Genomic DNA, 23,821 nt, shown 5'->3' with positions numbered 1-23,821 from the left:
CTAAGCCAGTTGTGCGGTTGCGACGGCGCGACCGAAGATCTTCTTTCCGCCGGCAGTGGCCGAAATGGCGATCGTCACGAGCTTGTCGTCGGGATCGACGGACTTGACCCGGCCGTTGAAGACGATCTCGGCGCCGACGCCGTCGTTGGGAACCGGCACCACCGCGGTGAACCGGACGTTGTACTCCTTGACGGCGGCGGGGTCGCCCACCCACGAGGTGACGTAGCCGCCACCGAGGCCCATCGTGAGCATGCCGTGAGCGATCGCGGTGTCGAGACCGACCTGCTTGGCGATCTCGTCGTCCCAGTGGATCGGGTTGAGGTCGCCGGAAACGCCGGCGTAGTTCACCAGATCACCGCGGGTCAGGGGGATGATCTTCTCTGGGAGCGTGTCACCCACCTTGACCGAACTGAACTCACGCAGAGCCATCTGTAAAACCCTCTTCTCCGTCACCCGAACGACCCGCGAGGGTCGTGTAGGACTCCTGCACCACGTCACCGGCGTCGTCGGTGATGATGTTCTTGGTCACGATGATGTCGGTGCCGTGCGCCTTGCGAACGGAATGCACGTACACGTCGCAGTAGAGACGATCGCCGGCCTTGATCGGTTTGAGGAACTTCAGTTCCTGATCGACCTGGACGATCTGGGCGTCCTGGATGGCGATGTTCGCGTTCTCGAAGAACGCCGACTGCGCTGTGTAACCGAAGATGCAAATGAAGGTCAGCGGCGCGGGCAGGGACTCGTGGCCGAGCTCTGCCGCGGCTGCCTCGTCGAAGTAGTACGCATCGTCGTTTTTGACCGCGACGGCGTGCTCACGGATTTTCTCGCGACCAACCTCGTAGTACTCGGGATAGCGGTAATGCATCCCGACGATGTTCGACGAAAGACCCACGAGCGTTGGGCTACCGCGACTCTTTGTGCGGCTGGTGGGTTCCGCAGTTGGGGCAGAACTTCTTGATCTCCAGCCGGTCGGGATCGTTCCGGCGGTTCTTCTTCGTGATGTAGTTACGGTGCTTGCACACCTCGCACGCCAAAGTGATCTTCGGCCGTACGTCGGTACTCGACGCCACGTCAGCTGCCCTCTTCCACGTTCAATTGCTAGGTCCTGTAGCGGTGGGGGGGCTCGATCCCCCGACCTCACGATTATGAGTCGTGCGCTCTAACCAGCTGAGCTACACCGCCCCGGATCGACGCGGGAGGCACCCCGCGCTTGGAGTACCTAGCGTCCACCGAGCCCCCTAACGGAATCGAACCGTTGACCTTTTCCTTACCATGGAAACGCTCTGCCGACTGAGCTAAGGGGGCCTGCCTACTTCAGGCCCAGCGACGCGTGCCGCGGGGCCTTAAAGAGGGTACAGCCTACCCGGCAACCGCACCAAACCGCTGGTCAGCACGGCTGCCGAGGGCCTATCTAGCTGCGCAGATCAATCGAGCAGCCAGTCGTTGGGCGAGAACAGCTCGCAGTGCACGCGCTCGGCGGGCACGCCGCGACCGGTCAGCTGGCCACGCACGGCCTGGACGAATCCGGCCCCGCCGCACAGGTAGATGTCGGGGTCGGCGGGCAGCTCGATGCCGTCGAGGTTCAGCAGGCCGGCGCGCACGCCAGGCGCCCCGCCGGTCAGGCCGTCCTCGTACCAGATGTCGAGCGACGCGTTGGGCAGCGCGTCGATCAGCTCGTGTTGGCGTTCGCGCATCGGATGGGCGTTGTCGCTGCGGTCGGCGTGCAGCACCCGCACATGCGTGTCGGGGCGCTTGGCGGCCAGGTGCTCCAGGATGCCGATCATGGGGGTGATCCCGATGCCCGCCGAGATCAGCACGAGCGGGCGGCCGTCGGTGCCCTCGGTGTGCAGATCGCCGAACGGCACCGTGACGTCGAGCAGGTCGCCGACGCAGACGTTGGCCCGGATCCAGCTCGACACCTCGCCGGCCGGCTGGGTCGCGGTCGCGTCGACGGGCTTGACGGCGAACGTCAGGTCGGTCGACCCGGCAACGCTGACCAGGCTGTACTGCCGTAGCTGGCGAGCGCCGTCGGGCAATGTCACGCCTACCGAAACATATTGCCCGGGAACGAAATTCACCGGATCAGACGCACGGACCGTGACGAGGACGGCGCCGGACGGGTCGTCGACACGGGACACGACGCGCAGGCGCCGATAGACATCGCCCGGTTCGACGCCCGCCGCGGCGTACAGATCGCGTTCGAGGCCGATCAGGGTGTCGGCCATGATCCAGTAGACGCGATCCCACGCGGCGGCGACCTCGGCCGTCACGGTCTCGGCGCCCAGGACTTCCACGATCGCGGCGAACAGGTTGTCGTGCACGATCGGGTACTGGTCGGCGGTGATCCCGAGCGACGCGTGCTTGTGCCCGATGCGGGACAGCAGCGCCGCCGGGTGCGGCAGATCGGGGTTCACCAAGTGCGTGGCAAATGTCGCGATCGAGGCCGCCAGCGCGCGCTGTTGCGCACCTTGGGCCTGGTTGCCGCGGTTGAACAGGTTGCGCAGCAACTCGGGATGGTTCTCGAACAACCGCCGATAGAACGCCGAGGTGATCTCGTCGATGTGAGCGCCGATGAGAGGCAGTGTGGCCGAGACGATCTCGGCGTGCTGCGGCTCGAGTTCGTCGCGGACAGCCGACGGCTCGGGGCTGGTGACGGTCATTGCGGATTCCTTTCTCCGGTGAGTTGCAGAACGATCGGCAGGCTGGTGCCGGCCGTGAGATCGGTGACGGTGTAGCGGTCGAGTTCGCGGTAGAACGCCTCTTTCGCGTCGGCCAGGACGCGGCGCAGCCGGCAGGCCGCGATCAGCGGGCACGGGCTGTCGCCCCCGCACTCGATGACCTCGCGATCGCCTTCGAGTTCGCGCACGAGCCAGCCGATCGAGGCGTTACGGCCGGCTTCGGTGAGCACCAGTCCCCCGACCCGTCCGCGCCGGGCATAGACCATGCCCAACTCCGCCAGCCGCGAGACCGCCTTGGCCACATGATGTTCCGACGCGTTGGCGCCCTTCGCGATCGTGCGGGTGGTGACGCGCCGGTCCTCGGACTCACCGGAGGCCAGCAGCATCAGCGTGCGCAGTCCCAGGTCGGTGAATCGGGTCAGGTGCATGACTCAAACGCTAGTAATTCCGCATTTTCTATGCGACTTTTTGGCGTGTGCCGTTAAACACCCCGTGACGTGCGGTTTTTAGACCTGCGGGTATGGCGCGGCAGGCCCGGCCAATAGTGTGGGCGCATGGCCGACCGCTTGTATTTCCGCCAGCTGCTGTCTGGCCGCGACTTCGCGGCCGACGACATGATCGCCCAGCAAATGCGCAACTTCGCCTACCTCATCGGCGATCGCGAAACCGGCGACGCCGTCGTGGTCGATCCGGCCTACGCGGCCGGCGATCTCGTCGATGCCCTGGAAGCCGACGGCATGCACCTGTCAGGTGTGCTCGTCACCCACCACCACCCCGATCACGTCGGCGGCTCGATGATGGGCTTCACGCTCAAAGGCCTGGCCGAGCTGCTCGAGCGCGAGAGCGTGCCGGTACACGTCAACACCCATGAGGCCGACTGGGTTTCGCGCGTCACCGGTATCGCGATGAGCGATCTCACGCGCCACGAACACGGCGACAAGGTGAGCGTCGGCGCCGTCGACATCGAACTGCTGCACACCCCGGGCCATACGCCGGGCAGTCAGTGTTTCCTGCTCGACGGCCGCCTGGTCGCGGGCGACACCCTGTTCCTCGACGGCTGCGGCCGTACCGACTTTCCTGGCGGCGACGTCGACGACATGTTCCGCAGCCTGCAGGCCCTGGCCCAGCTTCCCGGCGACCCGACGGTCTACCCGGGGCACTGGTACTCGACCGAACCGAGCGCCCCGCTCGACGAAGTCAAGCGCAGCAACTACGTGTATCGCGCGTCGAATCTCGAGCAGTGGCGCATGTTGATGGGCGCATAACGCACACTTGACGGCGTTTAATTGCGGAATCCGTTCTTCGGCCGCGCCGGCAACGGGTTAATTCCTCCGCCTACCGGCGCTACTGCCACGGATTTCGTTGTTCATGCCGTTGACTAGGCAAGAATCCGTGGAGATCAGCCAATCGAGTAGTGCAATACTCAGGACACTCTCGCTCTCGCCCGGCAAACTGTTTCAGTAAGCCTTTTTGTCCGACCGCCGGGGGTCGTCGTGAAGAACATCGTGCTGTGCTTCGACCACGCAGATGAACATCCGGGCTCGCGTGACGCGACCAACACGCAGGCACTGTTCGGGTTGCTGGACAGTTCCGATCAAATCAACTGGTACCACCCCGGGGCTGGCGCCACGGCGCGGACAAGACGTTCGTTACCTCGCCGCGGCAACGCGGTCACCGAAGCCCGCTCAGCGATCGTCGAGGCCTACGACTTCCTCCGCGACAGTTGGGAGCCCGGCGCTCACCTCTTCCTGTTCGGCGGCGGGTACGGCGGCCACCGCGCCTGCGAACTCGCCGCCCTCCTCGGGACGGTCGGACTGTTGCCGAACCGTTCCGATGAACTGCTCGACTACGCACTGGCCACTTATGTACTGCCACGCACGACGCGCACGGCACAGGATTGGCAACGCGTCAGCAAGCTCACCGCTCAACTGCTCGGCGACGACGAAGCCGTCGTCCCCGTGCGGTTCCTCGGGATGTGGGACGCGAAGGCCATTCCCGGCGTACGCGGCAGCGCTGGTCTGCTGTCCAACGTCGAGACGGGCCGTCACGCGGTGGCGGTCGGCGGCGGCCGACGGGCGATGCGCCGCGACAACCGTCTCGACGAGGTGTGGTTCCGCGGTGCGCACTGCGATATCGCGGGCGGAGCAGGGGCATGCTGGCCGCTTGCCGACATCGCGCTGGACTGGATGATCGACGGCGCGGTCGAGGCGGGTCTGCATGTGTTCGAACGCAACTCGTCACCCAGCGATTCGGACGCGCTCGCCGGATCGGCCCAGACCTTCGGAGTGCGCCGGCCGCCCCTGGACGCCAGGGTGCACGCCAGCGTCGAGGTCTATCTGCGGTCGCATCCGCAATACTGGCGGCGATTGCCGGCCCGCATCGAGTGGGCCGACACCGATTGGCTGTCTCGTGGCGAGCGGCTTGTGCTCACCGCAGTCGAGGCGCCTGCCGAGGAAGAGGTTCTCACCGCGGCCGCCTCGTAGCCCGTCGAAGTTTGCTGCGCATGACCACTGCCAGGGGTCTCGGTCCGTGATATAAGCCTTTGGTGGGGATTTTCGACTCAATCGCGGATCGGGGGCGCGAGTTGGCTAGTTTTGACCCGGGCGCGTGGACAGCGCTCGCGGCATGGGTTGCCATTGCAGTCGTGATCGTCGCGCTGATCTATGCGTGGCGGCAGTTTCTGAAAGCCAAGGAGCGCCGGGCCGAGCTCACGCAGCCCAACGTCGCGATGTTCATGGAACCGAGCAGTTCCGACTGGCATCTCGTCGAGCTCGTGATCCGCAACTATGGCCAGCGGCCGGCATACGGCCTGCGGTTCGAATTCGCGAACCCGCCCACCGTCGGCAAGTACGAAAGTTCCTACGACGACAACTATGTCGACATCGTCCCGCTGAACCTGCCCGCCGAGATCCCGTACCTGGCGCCGTCACAGGAATGGCGGATCGTGTGGGATTCCGCGCTGGATCGCAAGCAGCTCGGCGAGGCGATCGCGTCCCGGTTCGACGGCGCGATCACCTACTACGACGAGCCCGTCACCGGCGGCAAATCCAACGGCAAGAAGTTCCGCAACACCGCGGTGCTCGATTGGGCGACGCTGCCGCCGGTCGACCGCATGGAGTTGCTGACAACGCACGATCGCGCGCGCCAGGAGAAGCAGAAGCTTGAGCTCCTGCGCGGTGTGCTGGCGTATTTCCAGTACGCGGCCAAGGAGACCGACGAGCAGACGCTGCGTTCCGAGATCAACCGGATCAAGGCGCTGGGCGCGGAGGTGCGCCAGCGGTGGAAGAGCCGCTACGACGCCACCCACGAGGACGACGACGAGGACTTCGACGACGACGATCCCGAGACCGATCTCATCAACCCGCCGCCGGTGCGTACCGGGCGTCGTCATCGCGCGGAATGAGTCCGTACCATCTGTCCAATGAGCAGCCTGGTGACCTATGCGCTGAATGAATCCGTCGCCACCGTCACGCTGGACGACGGCAAGGTCAACGCACTGTCGCCGGCCATGCAGACCGACATCAACGCCGCGCTCGACCAGGCCGCGCAGGCTGCCGGCAGCGGTGAGGTGAAAGCCCTTGTTCTGGCCGGGAACTCGCGAGTGTTCAGCGGTGGGTTCGATCTGAGCGTGTTCGCGTCGGGCGACACGGCGGCCGCGCTCGGAATGCTGGCAGGCGGTTTCGAGCTGGCCGTACGCTGCCTGACGTTCCCGGTCCCGGTGATCATGGCCGCGACCGGGCCGGCGATCGCGATGGGGTCGTTTCTGCTGCTGTCCGGTGACCACCGGGTCGGCTCGCCGAAATCACGATGCCAGGCCAACGAGGTCGCGATCGGCATGACACTGCCGGTCGCCGCGATCGAGATCATGCGCATGCGGTTGACGCGTGCGGCGTTTCAGCGGGGGATCTCGATGGCTGCGACGTTCGCGGGCGACGCGGCGATTGCCGGTGGTTGGCTCGACGAGATCGTCGAGCAGGGTGACGTGCTGACGCGCGCTCAGGAGGTCGCCGCCGAAGCCGCGGCCACCTTGCACACCACCGCCCACGTCGCCAGCAAACTCAAGGCGCGCGCCGACGCCGTGACGGCGATTCGGGCGGGAATCGACGGCCTGGCAACCGAATTCGCCGGCTGAGAGCCTTCGGTCCGCGTCGTCAGCTCTCCGAAGGCCAGGTGCCTCTGCGCCCGCCTATGCGCGACAATGTCGCTCGATTCGCCTCTGGAGCATCATGCGTATCGGCTGACCCACCGGCCGGATCACACTGCTCCCCTCCGGCTCACCAGGCACTCCTATCACAGCATCAGGGCTGCCCGATTGTCAGCGACAAAGTCGCTCGCATGCGGGCACGCCGAAACCCGTTGCAGGAGAGGCTATTGCGCTTCGAGTGCCGCACGTGACTCACCCGCTGTTACTGGAGCGCACAGCAAGACCCCTGTGCCGATTTCCGCGACTTTGTCGCGCAAAGGCGGGCACAGCACCACCTGATCCATTTTCTCCGAGATATATGCATGTGCTATGCATATAACGTGCCTCGCTACAACCGACTCGACGAATTGTTGGTGCGCGTGCACACCGTGCGGCAGCGTCCCGGCTGGCGGCGCCGTCTGATCGATGCCGCGACCACGGTGCCGACCCTGTCGACGCTGCGCGTGCTCCGCGCCGTCGAACAACGCGAGAAATCCGGCCACGGCGCCTCGATCGGCGAGGTCGCCGAATACATGGGCGTCGAACATTCCACCGCGAGCCGCACCGTCACGTCTGCTGTCACGGCCGGCCTGCTGACCAAGACCTTGTCCGCCGAGGACCAGAGACGGTGCGTGCTGATGCTGACCGATCGAGGCCGTGACGCGCTGGCCGAGGTGACCGCGCGGCGCCGGGACATGGTCGCCGAGACCGTGGCGCATTGGTCCGACGACGACGTCGACACCCTCGTCGACTTGCTGGAGCGGCTCGTCACCGACTTCGAACGGAAAGTCGCCTCGTGACGGCCGACGTGACCTTGCGACCGCGGGGCGCGTTGCGCCTCATGTTCGACCCGGTTTTCGGGGCACTGTTCTGGGGCAAGATGTTCTCGGTCGTCGCGGTGTGGACGCACGGCATCGTCGCGGCCATCGTGATCTTCAACGCGACCAGCTCGGCCGTCATGGTGGGCCTCGTGGGCGTCGCGCAGTTCCTCCCCCAGCTCATCTTGAGCCCGACGAGCGGCAAGTGGGCCGACGTCGGCAATCCCGCCCGCCAAATTCTGTTTGGGCGGGTGTTGTGTATCGCCGGTTCGGGTTCGACGGCCGTGTGGTTGGGCGTCGCACCTGATCTGCAGGGCACCGCCGTGGCGATACCGGTGCTCGTGGGCTCGACGCTCGTCGGCTTCGGGTTCGTCATCGGCGGCCCGGCCATGCAGTCGATCGTGCCGAGCCTGATCCGCGACGGTGAGCTGCCAACCGCGATGGCGCTCAACAGCATTCCGATGACCATCGGCCGTATCCTCGGCCCGGCCATCGGCGCGTACCTGGCCGCGCATCTCGGTGCGGCGCCGGGCTTCGCGATCAGCGCGGGCCTGCACCTCGTGTTCGCGATCTTCCTGGTGCTCGTGACCTTCCCGACGCGCCCGGAGCGCAGCCCCGACGGCGACTACCGCGTCCGAGCGGCCCTGCGCTACGTGTGGCGCGACCGGCCACTGCTGCTCGCGCTGCTCGCGGTGACGACCGTCGGGTTCGCCTCCGACCCGTCGATCACCCTGACGCCGTCGATGGCCGAGGACCTCGGCGGCGGTACCCGCCTGGTCGGGTGGTTGTCGGCGGCCTTCGGTATCGGCGCGGCGTTGGGCATGGCGGTACTCGCCGTGCTGCGTGGTCGGCTCGAGTCGGCGCGGGTGTCGTCGATCGGGTTGTGGCTGCTCGTGATCGGATGTGGACTGCTGGCCGCTGGCTCGGTCACCGCGGTGGCACTCGCCGGGTTCGCGATCGCGGGTCTCGGCTTCGGCTGGGCGATGACGGGCCTGAGCACCGTGGTGCAGGAGCGTGCGCCCGACGAACTGCGCGGACGAATCATGGCGCTGTGGCTCGTCGGGTTCCTCGGGTCGCGGCCGTTCGCGGCGGCGCTGCTCGGCGGCGCGGCCGACCTGTTCAACGTCCGGGTGGCGTTCGTCATCGCCGCGGCGTTGACGTTGGTGGTCACGCTGGCCGTACAAAAATCGTGGCACTCCTAGGCCGGTCTCATAGGGTGGGTGTCGATGGCACTGCACCTACACCGGGCCGAGCGCACCGATCTGCTGGCCGACGGGCTGGGTGCGCTGCTCGCGGATCCGCTACCTGATCCCTTCGCGCAGGAACTCGTGCTGGTGCCCGCCAAGGGCGTCGAACGCTGGCTCAGCCAACGGCTGTCGAATCGGCTCGGCGTGTGTGCCGCCGTCGAGTTCCGCAACCCCCGCTCACTCATCGCGGAGCTGACGGGCACGGCCGACGAGGATCCCTGGTCCCCCGACGCCATGGTGTGGCCGCTGCTCGCGGTGATCGACGAGAACCTCGACGAACCGTGGTGTACGACGTTGGCCACGCATCTCGGGCATTTCGAGATGGGCGAGGAGCACGAGCTGCGGCAAGGCAGGCGATACGCGGTCGCGCGCCGACTGGCCGGGCTGTTCGCGTCCTACGCCCGGCAGCGTCCGCAACTGCTGGTCGACTGGGCCGGCGTGCCCGACGACTTGTCCTGGCAGGCACCGCTGTGGCATGCGCTGGTGGAGCGTGTCGACGCCGACCCACCTCATGTCCGGCACGCGAAAGCCCTTGCCCGGCTGCAGGAATCACCATCCGAGCTGCCGCAGCGGCTGTCCCTGTTCGGACACACCCGCCTTCCGGTGACCGAGGTTGAACTGCTGACCGCGCTCGCCACCCACCACGATCTGCACCTGTGGCTGCCCCACCCCAGCGACAACCTGTGGCAGTCGCTGGCCGGGCGTAAGGGCGCGCTCCCCCGCCGCGAGGACACGAGCCATCGCGATGTCGGCCATCCGCTGCTGGCCACCCTCGGCCGTGACCTACGCGAACTGCAGCGCACCCTGCCGGTCCCCGACACCGACGAATTTCTCAGCGGCACCGACCATCCCGACACGCTCCTGGGCTGGTTGCAGTCCGACATCGCGGCCAACGCGGTCCGCCCGGCCGGGCGGGTGCATCGCCCCGATGACCGCTCGGTGCAGGTGCACAGCTGTCACGGCCCGGCCCGGCAGATCGACGTTCTGCGCGAAGTGCTGCTCGGCCTGCTGGCCGATGACCCGACGCTCGAACCACGCGACATCCTCGTGATGTGCCCCGACATCGAAACGTATGCACCGTTGATCACGGCCGGATTCGGGCTCGGCGACGTGGTGCACGGTGCCCACCCGGCGCACCGATTGCGGGTCCGGCTCGCGGATCGCGCACTCGTGCAGACCAATCCGCTGCTGTCGGTGGCCGCACAACTGCTCGTGCTGGCCGGCGGGCGGGCGACCGCGAGCGAAGTCCTCAACCTCGCCGAGTCCGGCCCGGTGCGCGCCCGGTTCGGGTTCACCGACGACGACCTCGACGCGATCACGGCGTGGGTACGCGAAGCCAACATCCGCTGGGGCTTCGACCAGGAGCACCGCCGCCCCTACGGGGTGGAGTTCCTGCACAACACGTGGCGTTTCGGCATGGACCGCGTGCTGGCCGGGGTCGCGATGTCCGACGACTCCCACGCCTGGCTCGATACCACGCTGCCGCTCGACGACGTCAGCAGTAACCGCGTCGAGCTTGCCGGCCGGTTCGCCGACTATGTGGAAAAGCTGCGCCAAGCGGTCCATCAGCTCAGCGGCAGCCGCCCACTCGGCGACTGGCTCGCCGCCCTCACCGCCGGTATCGACGCACTCGCGCTCGCCGACGAGGAGTGGCCCGCGACTCAGGTGCAGCGCGAGTTCGCCGAGATCGCCGAGAATGCCGGGGCCACGCAGACGTCGTTGCGGCTCAGCGACATCCGCGCACTGCTCGACCGGCATCTGGCCGGCCGCCCCACCCGGGCCAACTTCCGCACCGGCACACTGACCGTCTGCACGATGGTGCCGATGCGTTCGGTGCCACACCGCGTGGTGTGCCTCATCGGCTTGGACGACGGAGTTTTCCCGCGGCTCGGCGCCATCGACGGTGACGACGCGCTCGCGCGCGACCCGATGACGGGTGAGCGCGACATCCGTTCCGAGGATCGCCAGTTGCTGCTCGACGCGATCGGGGCGGCCACGCAGACGCTCGTCGTCACCTACACCGGGGCCAACGAATACTCCGGGCAGCCACGACCACCGGCGGTGCCACTCGCCGAACTACTCGACACGCTCAGCATCACGACCGAACAGCCCGTCGACGTGGTGACCGAACATCCGTTGCAGCCGTTCGACATTCGCAACGTCATCCCCGGCGAAATGGTGCCAGGCGAACCGTTCACGTTCGACCCGACCGCACTCACCGCGGCGCGCGCCAGCAGCGGGCGACGGGCTGAGAGGCCGCCGTTCTTCGCGGGCCCGCTAGCGCCTCCCCCTGCCGACGACGTGGCGCTGGAGGATCTCACCCGGTTCTTCAACGATCCCGTCAAGGGCTTCTTCCGATCGCTGGATTACACGCTGCCATGGGACGTCGAAGGGGTGTCCGACGAGATGCCCGTCGACATCGATGCCCTGGAGGAATGGACCGTCGGCGATCGGATGCTCGGCGACATCCTGCGCGGCATGACGCCCGCCGACGCCCAGCAGGCTGAGTGGCGCCGCGGCACCCTGCCGCCGGGCCAACTCGGCTGGCGGCGGGCCATCGCCCTGCGCGATCAATGCGCACTGCTGGCCACCGAGGCGTTGCGTTACCGCGACCCCGAGGGCCAGGCCTATGACGTCGATGTCGATCTGGGGACCGGGCGCCGGCTCACCGGAACGGTGTCGCCCGTGTTCGGAGAGCGGCTGGTGTCGGTGACGTACTCCAAACTCGACGGCAAACACTTGCTGCAGTCGTGGATTCCGTTGCTGGCGTTGGCCGCCTGCTATCCGGACCGCGACTGGTCGGCGGTGTGCATCGGCAGACCCAAGCGCGGTAGTTCACCGCGGGTCGAGGGGCTGGGGCGTCCGGAAAATCCGGTCGAGCTGCTGGCCGATCTGGTGACGATCTATGACGCGGGCCGGCGCGAGCCGCTGCCGTTGCCCGTCAAGACCTCCTATGCGTGGGCGGCGGCCCGGCATGCCGGCGACGACCCGCAGCGGGAAGCCGAATATCGCTGGCGCAGCAACAGGTATCCCGGCGAGGACGAGCAGCCCGCGCATGTGCGGGCGTGGGGCCGTGGCGCGCCGCTGAGCCGCCTGGTCGGATTGGGTGAGTACGCCGAACGCCTGTGGTTGCCGATGCTGCGCGCCGAAAGGTCGCCCCGGTGAAGACTTTCGATCTGCTCGGGCCGCTGCCCGCCCGCAATACGACGACGGTGCTGGAGGCCAGCGCCGGTACCGGCAAGACGTTCGCGCTGGCCGGTCTGGTGACGCGGCTGGTGGCCGAGGGCGCCGCGACGCTCGATCAGATGCTGCTCATCACGTTCGGCCGGGCCGCGAGCCAGGAGTTGCGCGAACGCGTGCGCTGCCAGATCGTCGACGCGCTCGCGGCATTCCAGGACCCGGCGCACGCCGCCAACGATCTCGAGGTGTACCTCGTCGCCGCCGACCAGCAGGCCCGCAGGCAGCGGCTGCGTGACGCCCTGGCGGGTTTCGATGCCGCGACCATCGCGACCACGCATCAGTTCTGCCAGATCGTGCTCAAATCGCTTGGCGTGGCCGGGGACAGCGACTCCGGGGTCACGCTCGTCGAAAGCCTCGACGACGTGGTGTGCGAGATCGTGGACGACCTCTATCTCGCACACTTCGGGGCGCAACGCGACGATCCGGAACTCGGCTACGCCGAGGCACTCAAGCTCGCCCGCGTGGTGGTCGACAACCCGGCCACCGAACTCCGCCCGCTCGACCCCGACCCCGACTCGCCGGCCGCGGTCCGGCTCGCGTTCGCCCACAATGTGCTGTCTGAGTTGGAGATCCGCAAGCGTCGTCGCGGCATCCTGGGCTACGACGATCTGCTCACCCGGCTGGCTGATGCGCTGGCAGATGAGGACTCCGCGGCCCGCGTACGCATGCAGCAGCGCTGGCCGATCGTGATGGTCGATGAGTTCCAGGACACCGACCCGGTGCAGTGGCAGGTGCTTGAGCGGGCGTTCTCCGGGCACGCGACACTGATCCTGATCGGTGATCCCAAGCAGGCGATCTACGCATTCCGCGGCGGGGACATCGACACGTACCTGCGGGCCGCCGCGACCGCGGGCGACAAGCAGACGCTCGGCACGAACTGGCGCAGCGACAGCGCGCTGGTGGATCGGCTGCAGGCGGTGCTGCGCGGCGCCGAGCTCGGTGGCCCCGACATCGTCGTGCACGACGTACAGGCCCATCACCAGGGCCACCGGTTGGCGGGTGCGCCGCACAACGACCCGTTCCGGCTGCGGGTCGTGACGCGAAAACGCGGCGGCACCAGAGTGATTCCGATCGCCGACCTGCGCACCCACATCGGCAAGGACCTCGCCGCCGACATCGGTGCGCTGCTGACCAGCGGCGCCACGTTCTGTGACCGGCCCGTCGAAGCACGCGACATCGCCGTCATCACCGAGACCCACAAGGATGCCCGCGCGTGCCACACCGCACTGATCGAGGCCGGCATTCCGGCGGTCTACACCGGCGATTCGGATGTGTTCAACTCCGAAGCCGCCGAGGACTGGCTGTATCTGCTGGAGGCGTTTGACCAGCCGCACCGGCCCGGCCTCGTCCGCGCCGCAGCGGCCACGATGTTCTTCGGCGAAACCGCCGAATCCCTTGCCGCGGGCGGGGACGCGTTGACCGACCGCGTCGCGGACACGCTGCGCTCATGGGCCGGCCACGCGCGTGAGCGTGGGGTCGCGGCGATCTTCGAGGCCGCGCAACTCGCAGGCATGGGCAAGCGCGTGCTGTCGTGGCAGGGCGGGGAACGCCTGATGACCGATCTCGCGCACATGACGCAGCTGCTGCAGGACACCGCACACCGGGAGGGCTTCGGGCTGCCCGCGTTGCGGGACTGGCTGCGAACCCAGCGTTCGGAAGGTGGCGGCGAGTCCGAGCGCAATCGCCGTCTCGACAGCGACGCGGCGGCCGTGCAGATCATGACGGTGTGGGTCAGCAAGGGCCTGCAGTTCCCGATCGTGTACCTGCCGTTCGCGTTCAATCGCTATGTCCCCGAACCGGATCTGGTGCTGTTCCACGACGAGGGCAAACGCTGCCTGCATATCGGCGGTGTGGATCCGGCGGTCGCACGGGCCGGCCGTGCCGAGGCCGCGGCCGACGACAGCCGGCTGACGTATGTGGCGATGACGCGCGCGCAGTCCCAGGTGGTGGCGTGGTGGGCGCCGTCGAACGACGAGCCCAACGGTGGCCTGTCGCGGCTGTTGCGGGGCCGGGCGCCCGGCGAGTCCGCGGTTCCCGACAGGTGTGTACCCGCCAAGGTGTCCGACGAGGAGGCGCTGGAGCGGTTACGGGCGTGGGTCGGTGGGCCCGTGCTCGAGGAGTCGGTCATCGGCGCATTCACCCCGGTACCACCCGAAGCCCCACGAGAAGACTTGGATGTTCGGCATTTTCACCGCGCGATCGACACCGCGTGGCGGCGCACGTCGTATTCGGGCCTGCTGCGGGCCGCTGAAACGTCCGGGGTGTCCAGTGAGCCCGAGGTCATCGAGCTTGACGACGAATCCGACGACATACCCGTCGTCGCCCCGGCGCAGGGCGCTGATGTGCCGTCACCGATGGCGTCCATGCCGACCGGCGCGGCGTTCGGATCGCTCGTGCATGCGGTGCTCGAAACGGCAGACCCGTTCGCACCGGATCTCGCCGCCGAGCTCGAGGATCAGATCAAGGTGCATGCGGCGCGCTGGCCTCTCGAACTGGAGGCAGCCGAGCTGGCCGCGGCGCTCGTGCCGATGCACGACACCCCGCTGGGTCCGCTGGCACCCGGCATGACACTGCGCGAAATCGGCCTGCGGGATCGGTTGCGCGAACTGGATTTCGAGTTCCCGATGGCCGGCGGTGATCTGCGGGGCGGATCGTTCGCGCGCTTGTCCGATGTCGGAGCCCTGCTGCGGGAGCATCTGCCCGCCGAGGATCCGATGGCGGTATACGCCGACCGGCTGTCGGCGGGTGTGCTGGGCAGTCAGCCGTTGCGAGGGTATCTGTCCGGTTCGGTGGACGCGGTGCTGCGGCTCGACTCCCGGTTCGTGGTCGTCGACTACAAGACGAACTGGCTTGGCACTGGAGATGCGTCGCTGACGGCCGCGGATTACGGCCGGGAGCGCATGGTCGAGGCCATGCTGCATTCGGATTATCCGCTGCAGGCGCTGTTGTACAGCGTTGTGCTGCACCGTTTTCTGAACTGGCGGCTGCCCGGGTACGACCCGGCCGCGAATCTGGGCGGTGTGATGTATCTGTTCGTGCGGGGGATGTGCGGGGCGGCGACGCCCGTCGTCGACGGACATCCGGCCGGCGTGTTCAGCTGGGAACCGCCCGCGGCGTTGGTGGTCGCGCTCTCGGAGCTGCTCGATGCTTGACGCGTTCACCGAGATCTTGGAACCCGCCGATGTGCATGTGGCACAACGGTTGACCGCGCTGGCCAAGGAACCGGACAAGTCCGTCGAGCTCGCGGTCGCATTGGCGGTGCGCGCACTGCGGGGCGGGTCGGTGTGCGTGGATCTGCGGTCGGTGGCAGCGCAGGTCGAATTGCCGTCGTTGCCGTGGCCGTCGCCCGATGCGTGGTTGGCAGCGGTCAAGGCGAGCCCGCTGTTGGGCACTCCCCCGGTGCTGCGACTGTTCGGCGATCTGCTGTACCTGGATCGGTACTGGCTCGAAGAGCAGCAGGTGTGCGATGACGTGCTGGCCCTCGTCGGCGCACGCACGGACGATGCCGCACCGGACGTGACGCGGTTGTTCCCCGCGGGCTTTGAGGAACAGCGCGCGGCGGCGAATGTCGCGCTGTCGCAGGGTTTGACGGTGCTGACGGGTGGGCCCGGCACCGGTAAGACGACGACGGTCGCGCGGTTGCTCGCACTGCTCGCCGAACAGGCCGCGCTGGCGGACCGGCCGTCGCTGCGGATCGCGTTGGCCGCGCCGACGGGCAAGGCCGCGGCCCGACTGCAGGAAGCCGTGCAGTTGGAGGTGGACCGGCTCGATGCGGTGGACCGCTCGCGGCTGTCGGGTCTGCAGGCCACGACGCTGCACCGGCTGCTCGGCCCGCGGCCCGATACATCGTCGCGGTTTCGGCATCATCGCGCGAACCGCCTGCCGCACGACGTGATCGTGGTCGACGAGACGTCGATGGTGTCACTGACCATGATGGCGCGGCTGTTGGAGGCCGTGCGCCCGCAGACGCGGCTGCTGCTCGTCGGTGATCCCGATCAGCTGGCTTCGGTCGAGGCCGGCGCGGTGCTGGCCGATCTTGTCGACGGCCTGGGTTCGCGCGGCGTGGCGGCGCTCAAGACCTCGCACCGGTTCGGTGAATCAATCGGCGCGCTGGCTTCGGCGATCCGGGCCGGTGACGCGTCGTCAGCAATCGAGGTGCTGGCGGCGGGCGGTGAGAACATCGAATGGGTGCGCGACAACGCGACCGAACGACTGCGGGATGTACTTGTGCCCCACGCCCTTCGGTTGCGTCAGGCCGCGATACTCGGCGATGTGCGCACCGCGTTGTCGACGCTTGACGAGCATCGCCTGCTGTGTGCGCATCGGCGCGGACCGTTCGGCGTCACACACTGGAACCGTCAGGTGCAGCGTTGGCTGACCGAGGAGACCGGCGAGCCGCTGTGGAGCTCGTGGTACGTCGGGCGCCCAATCCTGGTGACCGCCAACGACTATGGGCTCAAGCTCTACAACGGCGATGCCGGCGTCACGGTCGCCACGCCCGATGGCATGCGTGCCGTCGTCGGCGGGTCCGGATCGTTCGCGACCGGCAGGCTCACCGACGTCGAGACCATGCACGCGATGACGATCCACAAGTCTCAGGGCAGCCAGGCCGATGAGGTGACCGTGTTACTGCCGTCGGAGGACTCGCGGTTGTTGACGCGCGAACTGTTCTACACCGCGGTGACACGGGCGAGGACGCGGGTACGCGTCGTCGGCGCCGAGGCGGAAGTGCGCGCCGCGATCGACCGGCAAGCCGTGCGAGCGACCGGCCTGCGGGAGCGGTTGAGGCTTTAGACGGCCTTCCCCGCGAAGAACGCGCCGGAGATCAGTCCGATCGCGATGGCCAGGGTGGGCAAGCCCATCGCCACGGCCACGACAACACCAGCGATCGCACCGATGCCGAGCACCAGCATCATTACGCCTACAAATGCTCCGACCATTGACCTGCCCTTTCTATGACTGCGGTCACAATGTACATCTTTTGTGTGCTGAGACACAGGCAGATCGCGCGTCAGTTTGGTTAACAATTACGCGGCAAAATGTATAGCTGAGCTTGGTGAATCCATTCAGATGGCGATTTCGGCGTATCGCTTGCACGATCCGGGCCGTTCAGACGCGTATCTGCAGGTGAGAGCAGAATGGGCGCTAACAAGCATCGTCGCTGAATTTGATCGCCCGTTCAGGCGCGGGCTGTTAGTTAACCCAAGCGACGCCATCAGTGCACACCCGAGTGCCAGTATTCGGGACGTGGCCCCTGATAAAGCGTCATCTATCGCCTATCCGGCTCCCGGTTCCCGCCCGTTGCGGCACGACAACGAGGCGCTGCCGCCGCACGTCATCGTGTTGTTCGGCGCGACGGGCGACCTGGCAAAACGCAAACTTCTGCCCGGGCTCGCGTACCTGGAACAGTCGACGTTCAGCCCCGACATCCGGGTTGTCGCGACATCGCTGGAGGATTTCACCGACGAGCAGTTCCTCAGGCACGCCAAAGAGGCCATCGACCAGTTCGCCTCCCGCAAGCCCACCGATGAGCAGTGGGCGAGCTTCGCGAGCAAGGTGCACTACGTGCCGCAGAGTGCAGGCCCGCAGGCGCTGGCCGCTGCCGTCGCCGCCGCAGAAGCCGAGCTCGGCCCCGATGCCCGTCGGCTGCACTATCTTTCGGTGCCACCCAAGGCCGCCCAGTCCGTCATCACGATGCTCAAGGACGCAGATTTGGTGAAGCGGGCCAAGGTGGTGATGGAAAAGCCGTTCGGCACCGATCTGGAAAGCGCGGTGCTGCTGAACGCCTTCGTGCACAAGACGTTCAAGGAATCGCAGATCTTCCGCATCGACCACTTCCTCGGCAAGGAGGCCGCGCAGAACATCCTGGCGTTCCGGTTCGCCAACGGTCTGTTCGAGCCGATCTGGAACCGCAACTTCATCGACCACATCCAGATCGACATACCCGAGAAGCTCGGGCTCGACCAGCGGGCCAACTTCTACGAGAGCACCGGCGCCTTCAAGGACATGGTCGTGACGCATCTGTTCCAGGTCATGGCGTTCGTCGTGATGGAGCCGCCGACCGCGCTCGAGCCGCGGGCCATCAGCGAGGAGAAGAACAAGGTCTTCCGGTCGATGCTGCCCATCAACCCGGCCGAGGTCGTACGCGGGCAGTATCAGGGTTACCGCGACGAGGTCGGGGTCGCACCGGATTCGGAGACCGAGACGTTCATCGCGCTCAAGGTCGGCATCGACAACTGGCGGTGGGCCGGCGTGCCGATCTATCTGCGCACCGGCAAGAAAATGGCTGAGGGGCAACGGATCATCTCGATCGCGTTCAAAGAGGCCCCGCGCACCATGTTCCCTGCGGGCTCCGGCGTCGGGTCGCAAGGTCCCGACCATCTGACGTTCGATCTGGCCGACGAGTCGAAGGTGTCGCTGTCGTTCTACGGCAAGCGGCCCGGGCCGGGCATGCGGTTGCAGAAGCTGTCCATGCAGTTCTCGACCGAGGAGAGCGGCGCGGCCGCCGACGTGCTCGAGGCCTACGAGCGGCTGATCCTCGACGCGATGCGCGGCGACCACACGTTGTTCACGACGGCCGAGGGCATCGAATCCCTGTGGGAGCGGTCGGCGCCGCTACTGGAGGATCCGCCGATCGTGAAGATGTACCCCGTCGGGACGTGGGGCCCCAATGCCATTCATCAGCTCATCGCGCCGAATGCGTGGCGGTTGCCGTTCGAGCGCGTGTGGCGCGAGTAGGCCTTACGACAGATACAGCGCGACGACGCCCAACACGGTGACGGTGACGAACAGCAGCATCGCGATTCGCATACCCCGGGCCCGCAGCCGTTGCGGCAACGCCAGCGGAAGAGCGAGCACCCACGCCAGGCCGAACGGTAGGTACGCCAGGACGCCGAAGATCAAGCCGTAGCCGTGTGGATCCTCCGCCGGGTCCGTCGCATACGCCGAACTCAGGACGGTCCACACGATCAGCAGCCAGATGACGAGCGCGGCCACTCCGAACGCTCCAGCCAGGCACCGGCCGACGATCGAAGCTGCTTCTGCCCATTTGGTTTTGGGCGGCTGCTGGTAGACCATCTCACCCCCGGTGTCAGCTCAAGCGTAAGCGCTGCACCGAGGGGGTGGGCGCGGCAGTTTCCTGCGCGCCGGTGCGAATCAGGCGAGCGCGCTGCCCTTGCGCCACTGGTCCCACGGGACGGTCCAGTCGCCGTTGTTGTCGGGTTTGAGCGGGTCGCCGCCGGTGTTGCGGATCTCGACGATGTCGCCCGGCACCGAGAAGTTGTAGAACCACTCCGCGTTCTCGCCGCTGAGGTTCAGGCAGCCGTGGCTGACGTTCGTGTTGCCCTGCGCCCAGATCGTCGAGTTGAGCTGGTGCAGGTAGATGCCGTCCATGCTGATGCGCGTGGCGTACGGGATCGTTGTCTTGTAGCCCAGGCGGGAGTTGACGGGCAGGCCATACGTTGACGAATCCATGACGACGGGGTTGGCCTTGTCCATCACGGTGTAGATGCCGCGTGGGGTCCAGAAGCTCATCGTGGTGCCGCCGACGGTTTCGGTGCCGCCCATGCCCATCGAGGTCGGCATGGTGCGCACCAGCTTGCCGTTCTCGAACACGCTGACCTGTTTGGTCTTGTCGTCGGCGATCGACACGTGCGAGTCACCGATCGTGAACGAGATCTTCTCGTCCTGTGCGCCGTAGACATCGTCGCCGAGCCGGGCGCCGTATATGTCGGCGTTCACGGTGACTTTCGTGCCGGGCTTGTAGTACTTCTCCGGGCGCCAATGCGCGGTCTGATCGTCGATCCAGTTCCACGCGCCGACGGCCTTGGGCTCGGTGGTGACAGTCATCCGTCGTTCGGCACTGGCCTTGTCGGTGACGGGTTCGTCGAAGCGCGCGACGATCACCATCCCGACGCCGTACTTCGCGCCGTCCTGCAGTGGCGCGCCGGATGTGCCGTTGAGGTAGACGCGGGCCTGGTAGCCCGGGGTCAGGGTCGTGAACGTCGAGGTCTGCTTCGTCGGCATCCCGCCGGGGCCCTTGGCCGTGACGGTCAGCGTGTAGGTGCGGCCATAGCCGAGCGTCGTCGTCGGCTTCCAGGTCTTGGCGTCCGGCGTGAGGATCCCGGGGATCTCCTTGCCTGCGTCGTTGACCATCTTCACGCTCGTGACGGTTCCGGTCGTGGCCGTCACCATGACGCGCGCCAGCGGATCGACTTCGGCGTTCGGCTTCGGGGTGATGGCGAGTTTGGCCGGCTCGGTCGGCGACGGCTGCGGGACGCCCTGCGGAGGGCTCGCCACCGTCTGGCAGTGCTCACCGCAGTCCGGCAAGGCCGTGACGGCGACTCCACCCAAGACCGCGAGCACAGCGAGTGCGGCCGCAAGGCAGGCACGACGAACAGACGACAACATCACTCCAATGTGGTTCGGCGAAGGCCAGTTTGATCGGGATCCCGATCGGTGGCTCAATCGTAGCCGGGTCGTCGGTTCGTCGGCGTAACGCCTCCGCGCTGTGGGCGAGTCGTGATCGGGTCGTTGTGATCAGTGTGTGGCGCTGGGCTGCTTGATCACAACTGTCACACCAGTCCCCCGGAGGAAGCACACATACGGTCTCAAAGTGCGATATCACCCGTGATATCGCACTTTGCACTCATATGGCCCCTCAGATTTCGGGTGCCCCCTGCGCGTGCGTCACCGCTCATCGAGGGCGGACCGCGCTCCCGTGTGCCCGCGCTCCAAGTACGCGAGGGCGTCGGCCGGCTCATCGGTGACATACACCAGCTCGTCGAGTGCCACGGGCAGAAAGCCGTCCCGCTCCATCCGCCGCAGCTGGATCACCAATCCGTCGTAGAAGCCGGCCGTGTTCAGCAGCACCACCGGTTTGTCGTGGTGCCGGTGCTTACGCAGTTCGAGGATGTCGGTGGCCTCGTCGAGCGTGCCCAGGCCGCCTGCCATCACGACCATCGCGTCTGAGCGTGCCAACAGCGTCGCCTTGCGTTCGCCGAGATTCGCGGTGAACACCATCTCGTCCGCCTCGGCCCGCGCCTTCGCCCGCAAGAACTCGACGGAGATCCCGACCAGTCGACCACCGCTCTTCTTGACCCCGTCTGCAACGACCTTCATCAGCCCGACGTCTGATCCGCCCCAAACCAGCGTGTGGCCGCCCTTGCCGAGAAGCTCGGCGAACTCCCGCGCCGGCTCGGTGTAGCGGGCGTCGAGGTCGGCGGCGGACAAGAAGACGCAGATGTTCATGAATGCTCCGGACTGCTACAGGTGGCACCTCAAGTAACCACAATGGTCACACCAGTACCTGCCAGCAGATGCGTTTGTGGTTGCGAAGTGCGATATCACCGGCGATATCGGTGAAGAGTGGTATCAAATCGGTATCATGTGGTCATGGGTATGACTCTGCGCACGAGCGACGAGCAGACCGAGGCGTTGCGTCGGCAGGCTGCCGCCGAGGGACGGTCGATGCAAGCGGTAGCGCTATCGGCGATCGATGAGTACATCGCCCGACGAGCGCACAGAACGAAGGTCGATACGGCGATACAGCGCGTGGTGGCCGAGGAAGCCGGGGTCTTGGAGCGTCTCAAGGACGCATGATCGAGTACCTCGACCTCGACGACCTCCTGCAGATCGCCCGCCGCGCAGTTGGCGAAGATGTCAAGGTCGGCGACTACGGCCTGTTGGAATCTGCTCTGGCACGGCCACGCGCTTGGGTGTTCGGCGAGGACGCCTACCCGGATTTGCATCTCAAGGCCGCCGCCCTGATGCACTCGTGTGCCCGCAACGACGCGTTGATCGACGGGAACAAGCGACTGGCGTGGACCGCATGCCGCACGTTCCTGGCCATCAATGGGCAGTGGATCAGCGCACCGGAAGACGACCGCTTTGACTTCGTCATCCGGGTCGCCACGGGGGCCGAGTCGGATCTCGATCAGATCGCCGGGCAACTACGCGAGTGGAGTTACCAAGAATCCGATTACTGATTTACCCCTGGTCGCCCATACCATTTCTGGCGAGATGACCGACAATGCCCTCGACGCCGCCCTCGACACCCCCACGTCCGATGCCCGGTCCGCAGGCCGGATCGCTGCCGAAGCGCAGCGCCGCCGCACCTTCGCCGTCATCAGCCACCCCGACGCCGGCAAGTCGACGCTCACCGAGGCGCTCGCGCTGCACGCGCGCGTGATCACCGAGGCAGGCGCAATCCACGGTAAGGCCGGGCGGCGTTCGACGGTGTCGGACTGGATGGAGATGGAGAAGGCCCGCGGCATCTCGATCACGTCGACGGCGCTGCAGTTCCCATACCGCGACTGCGTCATCAACCTGCTCGACACCCCCGGCCACGCCGACTTCTCCGAGGACACCTACCGGGTGCTGACGGCCGTAGACTGCGCGGTGATGCTCATCGACGCCGCGAAAGGCCTTGAGCCGCAGACGCTCAAGCTGTTCCAGGTCTGTAAGCATCGCGGCATTCCGATCATCACGGTGATCAACAAGTGGGACCGCCCCGGCCGCCACGCCCTGGAGTTGATGGACGAGATTCACGAACGCATCGGGCTGCGCACCACTCCCCTGACATGGCCGGTCGGCATCGCCGGTGACTTCAAGGGCGTGATGGACCGCCGCAAGGGTCACTACATCCGGTTCACCCGCACGGCCGGTGGTGCGACGGCGGCTCCCGAGGAGCACATTCCCGCGGCGGACGCGACAGCCGCGGCCGGTGTGGATTGGGAAACCGCGGTCGAGGAATCCGAACTTCTGTCGGCCGACGGCTCCGACTTCGACCGCGACGCGTTCCTCAGCGGTGAGTCGTCGCCGGTGCTGTTCACGTCGGCGGCGTTGAACTTCGGCGTGAACCAGCTGCTCGATGTTCTCGTCGAGCTCGCCCCGGCGCCCAGCGGTGCGGTCGACGTCGACGGCGTCCGGCGTGCCACCGACGCGCCGTTCAGTGCGTTCGTGTTCAAGGTGCAGGCCGGTATGGACTCCGCGCACCGCGATCGCATCGCCTACGCTCGGGTGGTGTCGGGCACGTTCGAGCGCGGTGACGTGCTCACCCACGCCGCGACCGGCAAGCCGTTCGTCACGAAGTACGCGCAGTCGGTGTTCGGCCAGCAGCGCTCGACCCTCGACGATGCCTGGCCCGGCGATGTCATCGGGTTGGCCAACGCGGCGGCCCTTCGCCCCGGCGACACGCTGTATCGCGATGTGCCCGTACACTATCCGCCGATCCCGAGCTTCTCCCCCGAGCATTTCGCGGTGGCCCGCGGAACCGATCCCAGCAAGCACAAGCAGTTCCGCCGCGGCATCGAGCAGCTTGAGCAAGAAGGCGTCGTGCAGGTGCTGCGTTCGGACAAGCGTGGCGATCAGGCGCCGGTGTTCGCGGCCGTCGGCCCGATGCAGTTCGAGGTGGCGTCCCATCGCATGGCGACCGAACTCAGCGCGCCGATCTCGTTGGAGTCCCTGCCGTATCAGGTCGCGCGGATCGTCGATCCGGAAGACGCCGACTTCGTGAATCGCCAAGTGTCAGCAGAGGTTTTGACGCGTACCGACGGCGTGATGCTCGTGCTCTTCTCGACGCCGTGGCGCCTGGAGGGCTTCCAGCGCGACAACCCGAACATCAAGCTGCGATCGCTGGTGGCCGCCGAGGGATAG

General features: G+C 66.8%; 22 protein-coding genes and 2 tRNA genes. 13 read left to right on the top strand and 11 right to left on the bottom strand.

All coding sequences use genetic code 11. The features are described 5' to 3' along the window. From hadB to AWC31_RS24095, 7 genes are all read right to left on the bottom strand, one after another. Window positions 1–429 carry a (3R)-hydroxyacyl-ACP dehydratase subunit HadB gene (hadB, locus tag AWC31_RS24125; RefSeq protein WP_067856238.1) on the bottom strand — a complete coding sequence of 143 codons (429 nt, stop codon included), beginning with the start codon at window positions 427–429 and terminating at the stop codon, window positions 1–3. Further along, entirely contained in the window at window positions 416–892 is a 477-nt protein-coding gene (gene hadA / locus AWC31_RS24120) for a (3R)-hydroxyacyl-ACP dehydratase subunit HadA (protein WP_067856235.1), read from the bottom strand. The genes hadB and hadA overlap by 14 nt, the downstream gene beginning before the upstream one ends. Before the next feature lie 10 nt (window positions 893–902). Beyond that, window positions 903–1,070, bottom strand: a complete 168-nt coding sequence (rpmG, locus tag AWC31_RS24115) for a 50S ribosomal protein L33 (RefSeq protein WP_003881823.1) — start codon at window positions 1,068–1,070, stop codon at window positions 903–905. A 38-nt stretch (window positions 1,071–1,108) separates the two neighbouring features. Then, window positions 1,109–1,182 (bottom strand) — tRNA-Met (locus AWC31_RS24110). A 50-nt stretch (window positions 1,183–1,232) separates the two neighbouring features. Then, window positions 1,233–1,305 (bottom strand) — tRNA-Thr (locus AWC31_RS24105). 119 nt (window positions 1,306–1,424) lie between these two features. After that, window positions 1,425–2,660: a globin domain-containing protein gene (locus AWC31_RS24100; protein WP_085146461.1), complete on the bottom strand. Its 1,236-nt coding sequence runs from the start codon at window positions 2,658–2,660 to the stop codon at window positions 1,425–1,427. Then, a complete protein-coding gene (locus tag AWC31_RS24095; protein WP_085146460.1) occupies window positions 2,657–3,106 on the bottom strand; it encodes an RrF2 family transcriptional regulator in 450 nt (149 codons plus the stop codon). Before AWC31_RS24095 ends, AWC31_RS24100 begins: the two co-directional genes overlap by 4 nt. A gap of 126 nt (window positions 3,107–3,232) precedes the next feature. Between AWC31_RS24095 and AWC31_RS24090 the strand changes: the two genes are divergently transcribed. From AWC31_RS24090 to recD, 9 genes are all read left to right on the top strand, one after another. Then, the gene (locus AWC31_RS24090; RefSeq protein ID WP_085146459.1) at window positions 3,233–3,943 is read left to right on the top strand and encodes an MBL fold metallo-hydrolase; all 711 of its coding nucleotides are present in this window, start codon (window positions 3,233–3,235) and stop codon (window positions 3,941–3,943) included. 228 nt (window positions 3,944–4,171) lie between these two features. Continuing rightward, window positions 4,172–5,161: a phospholipase effector Tle1 domain-containing protein gene (locus AWC31_RS24085; protein WP_085146458.1), complete on the top strand. Its 990-nt coding sequence runs from the start codon at window positions 4,172–4,174 to the stop codon at window positions 5,159–5,161. A gap of 62 nt (window positions 5,162–5,223) precedes the next feature. Further along, window positions 5,224–6,081: a DUF8453 domain-containing protein gene (locus AWC31_RS24080; RefSeq protein WP_085146457.1), complete on the top strand. Its 858-nt coding sequence runs from the start codon at window positions 5,224–5,226 to the stop codon at window positions 6,079–6,081. A gap of 18 nt (window positions 6,082–6,099) precedes the next feature. Beyond that, complete coding sequence (locus AWC31_RS24075) at window positions 6,100–6,810, top strand: crotonase/enoyl-CoA hydratase family protein (RefSeq protein ID WP_085146456.1); 711 nt, start codon at window positions 6,100–6,102, stop codon at window positions 6,808–6,810. A gap of 392 nt (window positions 6,811–7,202) precedes the next feature. Continuing rightward, a complete protein-coding gene (locus AWC31_RS24070; RefSeq protein WP_085146455.1) occupies window positions 7,203–7,661 on the top strand; it encodes a MarR family winged helix-turn-helix transcriptional regulator in 459 nt (152 codons plus the stop codon). Continuing rightward, the gene (locus AWC31_RS24065) at window positions 7,658–8,881 is read left to right on the top strand and encodes an MFS transporter (protein WP_085146454.1); all 1,224 of its coding nucleotides are present in this window, start codon (window positions 7,658–7,660) and stop codon (window positions 8,879–8,881) included. Before AWC31_RS24070 ends, AWC31_RS24065 begins: the two co-directional genes overlap by 4 nt. A 24-nt stretch (window positions 8,882–8,905) precedes the next feature. Beyond that, window positions 8,906–12,091, top strand: coding sequence for an exodeoxyribonuclease V subunit gamma (recC, locus tag AWC31_RS24060; RefSeq protein WP_085146453.1), 3,186 nt, complete (start codon window positions 8,906–8,908; stop codon window positions 12,089–12,091). Then, window positions 12,088–15,318, top strand: coding sequence for an exodeoxyribonuclease V subunit beta (gene recB, locus AWC31_RS24055; protein WP_085147274.1), 3,231 nt, complete (start codon window positions 12,088–12,090; stop codon window positions 15,316–15,318). Before recC ends, recB begins: the two co-directional genes overlap by 4 nt. After that, window positions 15,311–16,960, top strand: a complete 1,650-nt coding sequence (gene recD / locus AWC31_RS24050; protein ID WP_085146452.1) for an exodeoxyribonuclease V subunit alpha — start codon at window positions 15,311–15,313, stop codon at window positions 16,958–16,960. Before recB ends, recD begins: the two co-directional genes overlap by 8 nt. On the opposite strand, the gene AWC31_RS36945 is transcribed toward recD, so the two are convergent. Beyond that, a complete protein-coding gene (locus tag AWC31_RS36945) occupies window positions 16,957–17,106 on the bottom strand; it encodes a hypothetical protein (protein ID WP_110775241.1) in 150 nt (49 codons plus the stop codon). The two genes, recD and AWC31_RS36945, sit on opposite strands and share 4 nt — an antisense overlap. Window positions 17,107–17,404: 298 nt before the next feature. Here AWC31_RS36945 and zwf point away from each other — a divergent pair, with 298 nt between their 5' ends. Next, a complete protein-coding gene (gene zwf, locus AWC31_RS24045) occupies window positions 17,405–18,904 on the top strand; it encodes a glucose-6-phosphate dehydrogenase (protein ID WP_110775276.1) in 1,500 nt (499 codons plus the stop codon). 3 nt (window positions 18,905–18,907) lie between these two features. On the opposite strand, the gene AWC31_RS24040 is transcribed toward zwf, so the two are convergent. The 3 genes from AWC31_RS24040 to AWC31_RS24030 all read right to left on the bottom strand — a co-directional run bounded on the left by AWC31_RS24040 (window position 18,908) and on the right by AWC31_RS24030 (window position 21,415). Then, entirely contained in the window at window positions 18,908–19,243 is a 336-nt protein-coding gene (locus tag AWC31_RS24040; protein ID WP_234816981.1) for a hypothetical protein, read from the bottom strand. A gap of 78 nt (window positions 19,244–19,321) precedes the next feature. Then, the gene (locus AWC31_RS24035; RefSeq protein ID WP_085146450.1) at window positions 19,322–20,578 is read right to left on the bottom strand and encodes a L,D-transpeptidase; all 1,257 of its coding nucleotides are present in this window, start codon (window positions 20,576–20,578) and stop codon (window positions 19,322–19,324) included. 276 nt (window positions 20,579–20,854) lie between these two features. Further along, on the bottom strand, window positions 20,855–21,415 hold the full coding sequence (locus AWC31_RS24030) for an LOG family protein (protein ID WP_085146449.1): 561 nt from the start codon (window positions 21,413–21,415) through the stop codon (window positions 20,855–20,857). Window positions 21,416–21,559: 144 nt separating this feature from the next. On the opposite strand from AWC31_RS24030, the gene AWC31_RS24025 reads away from it, so the two are divergent. The 3 genes from AWC31_RS24025 to AWC31_RS24015 are packed head-to-tail and all read left to right on the top strand — an operon-like array spanning window position 21,560 to window position 23,821. Further along, window positions 21,560–21,766 carry a CopG family transcriptional regulator gene (locus AWC31_RS24025; protein WP_085147272.1) on the top strand — a complete coding sequence of 69 codons (207 nt, stop codon included), beginning with the start codon at window positions 21,560–21,562 and terminating at the stop codon, window positions 21,764–21,766. After that, window positions 21,763–22,152: a type II toxin-antitoxin system death-on-curing family toxin gene (locus tag AWC31_RS24020; RefSeq protein ID WP_085146448.1), complete on the top strand. Its 390-nt coding sequence runs from the start codon at window positions 21,763–21,765 to the stop codon at window positions 22,150–22,152. Before AWC31_RS24025 ends, AWC31_RS24020 begins: the two co-directional genes overlap by 4 nt. Window positions 22,153–22,186: 34 nt before the next feature. Beyond that, on the top strand, window positions 22,187–23,821 hold the full coding sequence (locus AWC31_RS24015; protein ID WP_085146447.1) for a peptide chain release factor 3: 1,635 nt from the start codon (window positions 22,187–22,189) through the stop codon (window positions 23,819–23,821).

It is taken from the genome of Mycolicibacterium wolinskyi (assembly GCF_002101965.1).
Lineage (GTDB): Bacteria > Actinomycetota > Actinomycetes > Mycobacteriales > Mycobacteriaceae > Mycobacterium > Mycobacterium wolinskyi.
The sequence above is the reverse complement of the archived record's forward strand: the minus strand, read 5'-3'. Positions and strand labels throughout refer to the sequence as shown.